This is a genomic window from Sorangiineae bacterium MSr11367 (assembly GCA_037157805.1).
Lineage (GTDB): Bacteria > Myxococcota_A > Polyangia > Polyangiales > Polyangiaceae > Pendulispora > Pendulispora rubella.
The window spans coordinates 6,181,893-6,192,593 of sequence record CP089983.1 but is presented as its reverse complement, the minus strand read 5'-3'; the positions used below and the strand labels follow the sequence as shown (position 1 = coordinate 6,192,593).

At 66.0% G+C, this 10,701-nt stretch carries 11 protein-coding genes; 2 read left to right on the top strand and 9 right to left on the bottom strand.

Going from position 1 to position 10,701, the window contains the following annotated elements:
- Positions 1 to 3: 3 nt before the first annotated feature.
- Positions 4 to 471, bottom strand: coding sequence for a DoxX family protein (locus LVJ94_23670; GenBank protein WXB10214.1), 468 nt, complete (start codon positions 469 to 471; stop codon positions 4 to 6).
- Positions 472 to 688: 217 nt separating this feature from the next.
- Between LVJ94_23670 and LVJ94_23665 the strand changes: the two genes are divergently transcribed.
- Positions 689 to 988 carry an SEC-C domain-containing protein gene (locus LVJ94_23665; protein ID WXB10213.1) on the top strand — a complete coding sequence of 100 codons (300 nt, stop codon included), beginning with the start codon at positions 689 to 691 and terminating at the stop codon, positions 986 to 988.
- Between the two features lie 16 nt (positions 989 to 1,004).
- On the opposite strand, the gene LVJ94_23660 is transcribed toward LVJ94_23665, so the two are convergent.
- The 7 genes from LVJ94_23660 to LVJ94_23630 all read right to left on the bottom strand — a co-directional run bounded on the left by LVJ94_23660 (position 1,005) and on the right by LVJ94_23630 (position 9,672).
- The gene (locus tag LVJ94_23660; GenBank protein ID WXB10212.1) at positions 1,005 to 2,867 is read right to left on the bottom strand and encodes a hypothetical protein; all 1,863 of its coding nucleotides are present in this window, start codon (positions 2,865 to 2,867) and stop codon (positions 1,005 to 1,007) included.
- Positions 2,868 to 2,898: 31 nt separating this feature from the next.
- Positions 2,899 to 4,467: an ABC transporter substrate-binding protein gene (locus tag LVJ94_23655; GenBank protein ID WXB10211.1), complete on the bottom strand. Its 1,569-nt coding sequence runs from the start codon at positions 4,465 to 4,467 to the stop codon at positions 2,899 to 2,901.
- A gap of 6 nt (positions 4,468 to 4,473) precedes the next feature.
- On the bottom strand, positions 4,474 to 5,538 hold the full coding sequence (locus tag LVJ94_23650) for a PEGA domain-containing protein (protein WXB10210.1): 1,065 nt from the start codon (positions 5,536 to 5,538) through the stop codon (positions 4,474 to 4,476).
- A complete protein-coding gene (locus LVJ94_23645; protein WXB10209.1) occupies positions 5,538 to 7,073 on the bottom strand; it encodes a protein kinase in 1,536 nt (511 codons plus the stop codon). Before LVJ94_23645 ends, LVJ94_23650 begins: the two co-directional genes overlap by 1 nt.
- A gap of 14 nt (positions 7,074 to 7,087) precedes the next feature.
- The gene (locus LVJ94_23640) at positions 7,088 to 8,026 is read right to left on the bottom strand and encodes an SDR family oxidoreductase (GenBank protein ID WXB10208.1); all 939 of its coding nucleotides are present in this window, start codon (positions 8,024 to 8,026) and stop codon (positions 7,088 to 7,090) included.
- Positions 8,023 to 8,862, bottom strand: coding sequence for an acyltransferase family protein (locus LVJ94_23635; GenBank protein ID WXB10207.1), 840 nt, complete (start codon positions 8,860 to 8,862; stop codon positions 8,023 to 8,025). Before LVJ94_23635 ends, LVJ94_23640 begins: the two co-directional genes overlap by 4 nt.
- A gap of 69 nt (positions 8,863 to 8,931) precedes the next feature.
- On the bottom strand, positions 8,932 to 9,672 hold the full coding sequence (locus LVJ94_23630) for a HAMP domain-containing histidine kinase (protein WXB10206.1): 741 nt from the start codon (positions 9,670 to 9,672) through the stop codon (positions 8,932 to 8,934).
- Between LVJ94_23630 and LVJ94_23625 the strand changes: the two genes are divergently transcribed.
- Entirely contained in the window at positions 9,671 to 10,129 is a 459-nt protein-coding gene (locus LVJ94_23625) for an OB-fold putative lipoprotein (protein WXB10205.1), read from the top strand. The genes LVJ94_23630 and LVJ94_23625 overlap by 2 nt on opposite strands.
- A 17-nt stretch (positions 10,130 to 10,146) precedes the next feature.
- Here LVJ94_23625 and LVJ94_23620 read toward each other — a convergent pair whose 3' ends face one another.
- Positions 10,147 to 10,680, bottom strand: coding sequence for a hypothetical protein (locus LVJ94_23620; protein ID WXB10204.1), 534 nt, complete (start codon positions 10,678 to 10,680; stop codon positions 10,147 to 10,149).
- Positions 10,681 to 10,701: the final 21 nt, after the last annotated feature.

Sequence of the window (10,701 nt, the reverse complement as noted above, 5' to 3'; positions counted from 1 at the left end):
TCTCTACACGTGGTGGTGGCGTGGGACGGTGGGGATGTCGTGTTCGTGCTTCTTCAGGCGCTCGTCGACCGAGAGTGGCCCGCCGCCGACCACGGTGATGAGCGACAGGATGAAGAGCACCAGCAACGCGAGCTCGAGGGTTTGCTGCGGCTGGAAGAGACCCTCGTGCCAGTGGACGAAGAACACGGCGCCCAGCAGCACGGGGATGTTCACGGCGGCGGCGATGCGGGTGAGGACGCCAAAAATGAGCATGATTCCGCCCGCGGCGTGCGCGACCACGATGTAGTGGGCGAGCAGTGCGGGCGCGAAGGCCCCGTCCTTGATGGGCATGGTCTCGATGAAGGCCGACATGTGCTGCATGAAGGCAATCGCCTTCGCCAACAGCGCAAAGCCCATGTAGATGCGCAACAGGTCGAGCCAAACATCACGGTGTTGCTCGATCCATGTCCGGAGCCTGAGAATCTGATCCATGGCGCCACCTCGCTCGAAACGTGGTGCAGCGCTCTGCTTTCGTCAGCCCTGGAGGGGGGATTCGATCCGGGGGATTCGATCGGAGCAAGAGCGCCGCCGAAAATGGACTTGACGGACCAAAGCTTTCCACGATCCACGCGCGGTGCAACGTCTTGGCGCGTCGCACGGCCTGTCTTTTCATTGACCGATGAACCGCTGAATCGTACACAATGTGCTTGTGACGGCCACCAAGCTCGGAAGAAACGACCCGTGCCACTGCGGCTCGGGAAACAAATACAAGAAGTGCCACCTCCCGACGGACGAGGCAGCGCGCTCGGCGGAGCTCGCAGCCGCCGCGGCTGCAGCCGCCGCAGCCGCCGCAGCAGCGGCCGAGGCGGAGGGCGAGGGCGAAGAGGACGGCGCCAAGGATGCCGAGGCGGGCTTCCGTGGACAGCAGCCCCGAACGCCGGGTGGCGCCCCCAAGCGTCCCGCCCAGGGGCATTCGTCGGCGCCGATGTTCCGCCGCAAGGCAGTTTAGCCCCGCGCACTACTGCCTACTGTCCAAGCATCCCCCACGTCGAAGCGGTGCCCTGACCGGGCAACGTCCCCACCCCCGGCAGGCCAAAGGCCTGCTGGAAGGTGAAGAAGAACGTGAGCGGCGCCACGCCGGCCGGGCGGTCGAGGGGAAAGCCAAAGTCGCCTCGAAAGACGATGCGGTCGACCTGCGGAAACAGGACGCGGAAGCCTGCGCCCGCGGATTGGTGCATCTTCACGTGGTCGAAGTCTTCGAAGGCGCTGCCCACGTCGTAGAACAGCGCGCCTGCGAGCTGGACGGAGAAGACCGCGATGGGGCGCGTGCGGAACTCGACGTTGGACACGAAGAGGTCCTGCCCGTCGAAGTACGAGCTGGGAAAGCCTCGCAACCGCGTATCGCCGCCGAGGAACGTCCTTCGATTCAGGTAATTGCGGTACCGATTGAGCACGACCGAGTCGAAGACCAGCCGCCCGAAGCCGAAATGCGGCGTCGAGATGCGAAGGTCGAGCTCGACCGAAGCATCGCTGATGCGGTCCGACTGGAACTCGTTGGTCGCCTCCACGGCCGCGCGCACCAAGCCGTCGCCCCAGGGAATCGTGTATTGCGCCGCCGCGTACACGCCGAGAAAGCTGCGCGACGAGCCCAGGCCGCTGGAAACCGGGTAAACGCGCAGCCAGAGATCGTGGCCGAGCCGGTAGTCCTCTTGCAGGGACAGCGACTCGAAGTCGAGCACCCGATGAAAGCGGTTGGTGTAGCCGTGCCACTGCAGGAAGGGACCAACCCGGGTATCGCTGCGGGGCATGAAGCGCCGCTCGAACTCGGCCACGGCCTCGGGCGCAAACACGGGACGCGGCGCACCGTCGGGGAGGTCGGCATCGAAGGCCGTGCGGTAGGCGCGGAGGTTCATCTCCGCGCCGATGGTGAAGTCGTTCTTGATGTCGAGGCCGAAGGAACGCGTGATCGAGTGCGTCGAGGTGTAGCGGCGGCCCCGGTACTGGTACGGGATGGCGTCGTTCACGCCCGGCGTGGCGTCCGCGTTGAAGCGGGCCACCTTGATCCCGATGTAGCGGCGCAGCACCTCGTCGCGCCACGCGACCTGCGAACCCCAGGACCACTCGGTGTACTTCGAATAGAGCGGGCGCGAGGCGGAGACGATGCCGTACGAACCCTCGGGCGTGCCGCGTTCGCGGTTCACGACGATGTTTGCGTCCATGTTCAACGCGAGCCATAGGCCCTGCACGCGCGGAACACGGTAGGCCGTGCCGAGCGAGAAGGAGTTGGGCCGGTAGGTGAATCGCCCGAGCACGAGCTGCTGGGTGCCCGCCATGTTCGACTCGGTGGGCTCGAGCAAGAGCGACTCCAGGCCCGAGGAGCTCAGACCGATGTCGAAACCCATGCGAAGCGACCAGACGTCCTTGGTGATGACCAAGAGCCGCACGCGATCGGGCGAGCTGCCCTGCAGCGGGACGACGATGACCAGCGACAACTGCGGGAGCCGCCGCAGGTTGCGTTGCGTTTCGTCGGCGAGATCTTGCCGGTATGGCTGTCCCTCGCGCAGGAGCACCTCCCGCGCGATCACCGGCTCTTTGGTCAACGTGTGGAAGACGTTGAGGAAGAGCGGCACCGGATCGCGCTTCTCGAAGACGTCGATTCGGGCAATGTCGATGCGCTCGATGGTCTTTCCATCGGGCGCCGCATCGACGGCCACCGCCTGACCGGGACGGACCGACGGCGACTTGGCCGCCATGTCCTCCAGCACCTGGTCGATGGTCTGCTGCTCGTACTTCGAGTAGGTGTCGGCCCGAGAAACGCGGGCGACGAAGAAAAGGGAGGAGAAGGAGAGCGCGCAGAGCGCCCAAGCAAGACGAGGCAAAGCCGGCACGAGGGCGGTAGACTACACCACGTTTCGTTCGTCAAAACCCGCAGAACGCACGAATCTCGGGCAGGCCTCCGACCAGCTTCCCCTCGGCGGCGCTGAAATACACCGGCGCAATGCGCGGTTCCGAGTCCCGCTGCATACACCAAAGTAAGATATCGGACGGTGCTTCGCCCGTCGTGCGATCGAAATCGAGCGGCCCCGAGGCCCCGTCGTAGTCGAACGAGGCCCCCGCCAGGAGAAGGTCGAAGGCCGCGTTGAGGTTGGCCGAGCCTGGTGAAATACGTTGCCCGGAGACCAGCCGCTCGAGGCCCCGCGCCAGGTTCGGCCCCCGCAGGGGGTCGGCTCCTGCGGCGACGATGGAGAAGGCCACGGTGTAGAGCGCATCGTAGGCGTTGACGGCCCACGTGGCGGCCGGTGAGGTGCCATCGTGCACGCGCGAGAGGTACGTAGACTTGAAGGCCTCGAACTTCGGACCCACCGTGCCCGGTTTGGTCCCGAGCATGCGCCTGCGCGTTTCATCCGGGGCGCGGGCCAGGTAGGCGGACAGCTCGGGGACGGCGCTGCCATCGCCCATCACGTAAAAGGGCCGATACCCCAGCGACGTGTGCCACGTGGCCTCCGTCTGCGCGATGAGCGGCTCCACGGTCTCCGTCGTTCCATAGAGGAAGACGACGTGCGGCTCGAAGGCGACGACGTTCCGCACCGCGGCCGCGTAGTCCGGCGGCGCTGCGGAGTCTTGAGGGTCGCCGTAGTCGAGGCGCAGGAAGTGGCCGCTGTCGACTTGATCGAGCGCGTTGGCCTCGTTGAAGACCAGCTTCGGGCTCAGGGCTTCGGCGAGTCCACGCCCGTAAAGATCGCCCTTGTGGAGGACGGCCACCTTGATCTTTTCCGCGCCGGTGGCGAGCTTCGCGTCGCGCTCGAGGTGGGGCATCAGCGCGAGGTGGGCCTCGGCTTGGATCACGTCGGACGGGCACGTACGCCACACCAGGCCGTTGTCCGTGAGGCGCGTGAGCGTCGGGCTCGTCGACGACGGCGAGACGAGAAGGACGCTTCTCGGAATGGTGACTTGGTTGGCCACCTGCAGGGTGACGTTGCTGAAGGCCGAGCCGATGATCGCGGGGATGCCTAGGTCGTTGACCAGGTGCTGCGCCGCCCGCACCGCCGTCGGGCCGTCGCCCTGGTCGTTGCACGCGACGAGCACCAGGGGACGTCGCCGCGTTTCGCCCGGCACCGGGGGAAGTTCCACACTGCGAAACTCTTCGAGGGCGACCTCCACGCCATTTTCGATGGGCGCCCCGGAGCTCTGCTCGAAGGGAAACAGCGAGCCGATGAAGATGGCCTCGTCGCTCGCGGCGTCACCGAGGACCCGGGTGCATTCGGCGGACCGAATTCGCGCACACCGGCGGGTGGACGCGGGGCACATGCCATCGTCACCGAAGGCGCGCCGGCAGTCGTCGTTCTTGGTGCAGGCGAAGCCAGTATCGTCCGTGCCTTCGCCCACGCGGTACTTCGAGGCATCGAGCAGCACATTGCATCCGGCGGCGTAGGCTGCGCCGACGACGAGTGCGACGGATGCGAAGGCCACAGCGAGGCGCGTGCGCATGGCCGCTCAGAAGCGCCCCTGCCACGACACCGACGTGGGGCCGATACAGAGTCCGCTCGCGCGCTTCGACGCCGACGACGTGGACGCCGACGGCTCGGTCAAAAGAAGCACCCCGCCGGCGGCGAGGGACACCCCCGCGGCCGCGAACCCCACGGTGGCGAGCGTGCTCTGCGTCTTCAACGCCGAGATGTCATCCTGCTGGTTCGCCGGGCACACCTTGGTGGGGCCGCACGCATCGTCGAGTTGGCGCTTCGTGTCGAGCGCCATCAGGCCGAAGACGCCGCCGAACACGAACGCCGCCCCCGATGCACCCAGCAGCACCAGGCCCGCCGTGTGGCGCGCACTCGACGGCTCCGCGTCGGTCGCGACGGCGGGGTGCGGCTGCGGCTTGGCCACGGGCTCCGGAGCGCGCGGGGCCGGGGGCGGCTCGGCGGCGGGCGGAGGCGGCTCCGGTGCGGGCTCCGGCTCCGGCGTCAACGTGAGCGTCACCTCGGCGCGATCGCCATCGCCCAGGGTGACCGTGCTGCTCGCATCGGCATGGCCTTCCGACGTGGCCGTGAGCGTGTGCACACCGGGATCGATGGGCCGATCGATATCCATCCATTCGGCACCGAGCGCATCGCCATCGAGCGCGACGCGTACCGCGGCCGGTGTGACGTTGGGCGGCGCCTCGACGCGAAGGTGCAGCTTGGCGATGCGCGGCAGCACCTCGTCGAGCACGCGTTTCGCGCGGTGCTTCGCATGGACGAACGCCGAGGGCGCGCTCTGCGGGAGCTGCTCGCGCACGACCCGCTGCAGGATCTCGCTGCCGAGCACGAGTTTGCCCAGCGCAATCTGGCATTCGCCAAGGCGTCCCAACGTGGTCGGCGCATGATGAAGCACCTCCGCGCGTTCCAACTTGGGGACGGCTTCGGAGCAATTGCCGGCGTCGGCGAGCTTCACGCCCTCGACACCGAGGCTGCGCGCGGCGGCGATGGCCGACGGATCGTCAGGCTGTTGGGCCCGTGCCGGAGAAGCGATGAACGAGAACGCCACGAGCGGCGCCAAGGCGAAGTGGACGTACGTGCGCATCAGTAACCGAGATCGGGCTCGCCTCCGTCGGCGCTGGACACTCCAGGCCCCGCTTTGGGGGCCGCTCCTAAAGGCGGGTCGTTCAACCGAGGGCGCCCGCGGCGTTTGGCACTCGCGGTGGCCGCCGGTGCGGAGGGTACGGGAAGCTCCGCGGACGCGGGCGCGACGTTCACCTTCGGCGGCTCCGCGGCGGCCGTCAAAAGATGCGTGGCCGGCGCCATGACGGCCTCCCCAGGCCCCGCTTGGGGAACCGCGCTGACCGGCGCCGGGGCGCGCTCGGCGTCGCCCGGCCGCGGATGCATCGTCAAAAGCCCGATGGCCAGGCCCGATGCCACGATGCCCGCGCCCGCCGCGACCGTGAGCAAGGTGCGCGTGCGCCTCTCCACGGCGGCGCGCTTCGCGAGCTCCGCGCTCACGTCGGGCATCGTTGGCGCCTCGCGCGAAATCACTGCCGGAAACGACGCCGACGAGATCGCCGGACCCGTCGACGCGAGCGACGACGGCGGATGGATCGACGTGGGCACCTTGAAGTCCGCCCGCGATAGTCCGGCGGCGCGGATCACCGACGCCGAACGCTCCGCCGAGATGCGCGCCCTGCGTGGCGCGAAGGGCAAGAGCGCAATGGCCAACTCCGCCACGTTCGCGAAGCGCAAGTCGGGATCCTTCTCCAGGCAGCGCTCGATCACGTGAGAGAGGCCCGGCGGTGCATCGCGGCGCAACTCTTCGAGCAGCGGCGTCTTGCCCTTCAAGATGGCTTGCGTCACCTCGCGCACGCTCGCACCGTCCCACGCGTAGTGCGCCGTGAGCAGCTCGTAGAGCACCACGCCGAGCGACCAGATGTCCGAACGGCCATCGATCGTCTCGAGCTGCTGCATCTGCTCCGGCGACATGTAATGGGGCGTTCCCATCATCCGTGTTTCGCGGACGTTTCCCGGGCGGAAGTCTTGCGAGCGCGGTGCGGGGATCGCCTTGGAAATACCGAAGTCGAGCAGCTTGATGGAGTTCCACCCCTCCATCTGGTTCACCATGAAGAGGTTTTCCGGCTTGATGTCGCGGTGCACGATGCCGATGGCATGCGCTTGCGCGAGCGCCTCGCACGCCTGCACGACGTATTCGACGGCCTCGGCGATGGGCAGCGGTCCCGACTCGTGCAGCGCCGTGCCGAGATCGATCCCCTCGAGGTACTCCATCACCATGAAGGGGGTGCCGTCGCCGCGCATACCGACGTCGTGCACGCGCGCCACGTATTCGCTTTTGATGCGTACACACGCCTTCGCTTCGCGCGAGAAGCGTTCGACGATCTCCGGATCGGCCGCGAGCTCGGGCCGCAGAAGCTTCAGTGCGAATTGTTCTTCCAACACCAAGTGCGTCGCGAGCACGACGACGCCCATGCCGCCCTGACCGAGCACACGATCGACACGGAACTTGCCGGCGATGATCTCACCGACGACAAGAGTCCCTTTTGCCCCTTGTTTTTCAGGGGTTCGGTCGCCGTCGGGGGTCTCGTCGAGACTCTCGGGTTTCTTGGCGCTCAAGGCGGCCTAGAGTATCACGCGTCTCGGGGCACCGGCGGAGGGAAAGCAGAACGAAACGCGGCGAGTGTCTTTACTTCATCATACAGATGACGAAAGCCCGTCGCTTTGCGGAATGCACTCGAGTCCAACACCACGGGATATTTGACGTGACCAAGTGCGCCGCGTGGCAGGCGCGGCAAGCCCCATCGTCCGAGCGTCCGATCGATGAGAAACTCCGGCAATGGAAGGCGTTTTCGCCCCGTCTCGCGGACGATCACCGAGAAGGGAACCGGCGGCGGACCGGCGACATTGAAAATACCCCGTATGCGACGTTCGAGCGCGAGCGCAATGGACGTCACAACGTCATCCTCGTGCATGAATTGAAATAGCGGATCAAAACCGAGCAAACTCGGAACGGTCCTTCCGCGCAAATACGTTGCCAACGTGCCATGACCCGTCGGGCCGAGTGTGTAACATACACGTAATACCGTGGTGACGAGCTCGGGGAATCGCCAGAGTGCAGTTGCGGCAAAAAGATCGGCCGCAACGAGATCGGCGAGCTCGGGGAATGTGGAGAGCGCCATGGGCGGCTCGTCCTCTGTATGGAAGAGAGGGGAGTCGGCGGCGGCTCCATAGAACGTATGACGCCCTACGAAGATGCAGTGCTTTGCGCCATACGCGCGGCAGTGGTCGAACACGGCACGCGTGCCGCCGAGGTTGATGCGGTGGCGCTCTTCGCCGCGCATCATCAACGACGTGACGGTGGCCATGTGCACCACCGCCTCCGGGCGCACCCGACGAAAGACGTCTTCCGCGGCGCGCTTGCGGATGTCCACGCGATGCACGGTGATTTCCTTGGGTGCATCGGTCCAAGGCCGCACGTCGATGCCGACCACGTCGTGGCCGTTGGCCAGAAGGTGCAAGGCGAGCTTCTGCCCGACGCCTCCCGAGATACCGGGTATGACGATCTTCATCGGATATCGCGATCCTCGTCGCCGAAGCGCACGGAGGCGGTGGGCTCTCCGCGTCGCAGGCACAAACCGTGGTGAATGAGGCGCTTGATGCTCGCCTTCACTTCGTCCACGTAGCCCAAGATGACCTCGTCGTCTTCGCTTCCCGTACCCTCGAAGACCAAGGGCGCGCCGTAGTGGATCTCGAGCTTCACGGGCAGCGGCACCGGGGGCCAATACGGCACGATGGGGATGTACGGGACGCCGAGGCGCTTGCCGAGTTTGTACGCGTTGCTCACGGTGGGCAGCGCATCGCCGCCGCCGAGGAAGCCGAAGGGAATGATGGGCGTCTTCGTCTTCAGCGCGAGCCGGACGAAGCCCGTGCCGAAGTCGACGAGCGAATGGCGCTCGCGAAAAAGCTTGGCCGTGCCGCGCGCGCCCTCGGGAAAGACCATGAGCAGCCGGTCTTCTTCGAGCAGGCGCTCGGCGTGCTCGGGCAGGCCGGTGAAATGCCCCACCTTGCTCGACCAGAGCGAGGCGAAGGGCATCTTGTTGATGAACTTCTCCGCCATGCCCTGCGCGAGGCGCGGTGGATCCATCTCGAAGAACATCGAGGCGTAGACCATCGCCGCATCGATGGCGATGCCGCCCGAGTGATTGCCCACGAGCATGGCCCGCCCGCGCGGCGGCACGTTCACCAGACCGTGTGTCTCCACGGAAAAGTAGTGTCGGTAGAAGAACCTCGCCGCCGTGAGGATGCGTATCAGGTGCCGTTTCGACACACCGTAGGGGTCGATCCCGTAGGCACTAAACGGGATTTGCAGCCGCTCCACACGCTCGGCGATCGAATCTTTTGGCAAAGCTCGATCACGGTATCACCTCGGTGATGCGTTGGGGGAGGGGAGAAGATCGGGCGGGAGAACGTACTCCTACACGTGCTCGTGCACCGGCTCGTGCTCCGGCACCGGCTCGATCTTCTTCTTCTCGTTGGGCAGCGTGAACCGAAACGTCGTCCCCCGTCCGAGAGCGCTTTCGCACCAGATTTTGCCGCCGTGGGCGTGCACGATGGCCTTGGAAACAGTGAGGCCCAAGCCTTCTCCCTTGCGGCTCGGATCCTTCCATCCTTCGCGAAAGAGGTAGGGCCATGCTCGTGGATCGAGCCCGGTGCCTTCGTCCCGTACGGAGATGACCACGCCGTTTTCGATGGGGCGGGCATCGACGACCACCTGCCCGTGCTCCTTGCAGGCGCCGATGGCGTTTTCGATCAGATGAAGCAGCACCTTGAGGATGCGCTCGGGATCGCACGGGGCGGCGAGGGCCTCGTCCACGTCGTTTTGGAGCGAAAGGCCGCGCCGGCGCGCCTCCTTGCCGAGCCGTGCGAAGGCCGCGTCGGCCAGCGCACGAAGGGCTTCCTGTTTGCGGGCCAAGGGAATGGCCCCCGCGCTCAAACGTTCCGCCTCGTACACGTCGCGAAACACGCGGCTGACATGGCCAACGGGGGTATTGCGGCCGGCTTGTCCCGGCGGCGCCTGGCGGCGAGGCAGGGAAGGGGGCCCCTTCGAGCGACCACGTACGGCAGCAAAGGTCCTCTCGAGCATGTCGAAATTTACATTGAGCGAAGACTCCTCCACCGCAAGTGCTTTCAATTCGAATAGACTCGCGGCCAACATGGGGAATCCGCGCCCACGGTATGCCTGGCTGATGCTCGTCGCGTCGTTCGTTTCCGTTGCGGGGTGCGACGGCTGCGAGGACAAGAAAGCGGGCTTGGGCGCAGCCAAGGCGCTGGCGGCCGCGTCCGCCCACGGCGCCGTCGACAAAGCCTTCGATCGGGCGGCGGCGCCGCAGCTCGATATGATGGAGTTCATTAAGGACTTCACGGACGACCCGGGAAAGGCGAATGCCAAGTACACGGGGCAGCTTTTCAAAGTGATGGGGATCGTGCGGGAAGTAGCGGGTGAGCGCGTGGTGCTGCACGACCGATTGGGCGCAGTGGTCTGCACGCTTCCGCCAGAGCAGGCCGGCAATCTCATCGTCGGGCAGCCGGCCACGGTCACCGGCTTCGTCACCCCGGCCGGCGGTCATGTCGCGGCGCGTCTTCAGTCGTGCGAGCTACTGCCCCGTCCGTGAGCACCTACTCACAACGCCTACTCACAGCCCGTGTGGATATCGACGTCGAGCCTCACGTCGGCCTTCACCGTGGTTTCCTGATCCGGACGTGAGCCGCTCGCCTGGGTGGTGATGCTCATTTGGGGGGCCACCACGTAGGGCTTCAACTCCACGCCGGGATCGACCGACACCTGCAGCGACGAGGCACCCTTCGGTACCGTGTCGAGGTGCGCGATGCGCACGCGCGGGTGCCCGCTGGCCTCCGCGTAGAACGCGACCGATTGGAGAAAGTCGAACGTCTGACCCGGCGGCGCGGGAATGCTCAGTTCGAACGACTTCACGCGGACCGAGTCGACGTCATCCTTCGACGCGCCTTGGTTCTTGAAGCTCTGCGAGAAGTCGATGTTGTTGAACCCCCCCAGGTCGAAGTTGGACAGCAGCTTCTCCAGCGGCGTCGCCGCCGGGATCGTGCCTTGGCCTTCCGCATCGACGTCGATGTTGTCGAGGTTCGAGCACGTGGCCAACCCGACGCACGCGATGATCATGGCCCACTGCCGAATTCGCGCCTTCATCTTGGAATTCTTAGCGCATCG

What these genes read in the sequence shown, in the direction of transcription:
- LVJ94_23655 (WXB10211.1), bottom strand. Translation starts at nt 4,467, where the DNA reads ATGCGCACGCGCCTCGCTGTGGCCTTCGCATCCGTCGCACTCGTCGTC.
- LVJ94_23625 (WXB10205.1), top strand. Translation starts at nt 9,671, where the DNA reads ATGGGGAATCCGCGCCCACGGTATGCCTGGCTGATGCTCGTCGCGTCG.
- LVJ94_23630 (WXB10206.1), bottom strand. Translation starts at nt 9,672, where the DNA reads ATGTTGGCCGCGAGTCTATTCGAATTGAAAGCACTTGCGGTGGAGGAG.
- LVJ94_23620 (WXB10204.1), bottom strand. Translation starts at nt 10,680, where the DNA reads ATGAAGGCGCGAATTCGGCAGTGGGCCATGATCATCGCGTGCGTCGGG.
- LVJ94_23650 (WXB10210.1), bottom strand. Translation starts at nt 5,538, where the DNA reads ATGCGCACGTACGTCCACTTCGCCTTGGCGCCGCTCGTGGCGTTCTCG.
- LVJ94_23670 (WXB10214.1), bottom strand. Translation starts at nt 471, where the DNA reads ATGGATCAGATTCTCAGGCTCCGGACATGGATCGAGCAACACCGTGAT.
- LVJ94_23640 (WXB10208.1), bottom strand. Translation starts at nt 8,026, where the DNA reads ATGAAGATCGTCATACCCGGTATCTCGGGAGGCGTCGGGCAGAAGCTC.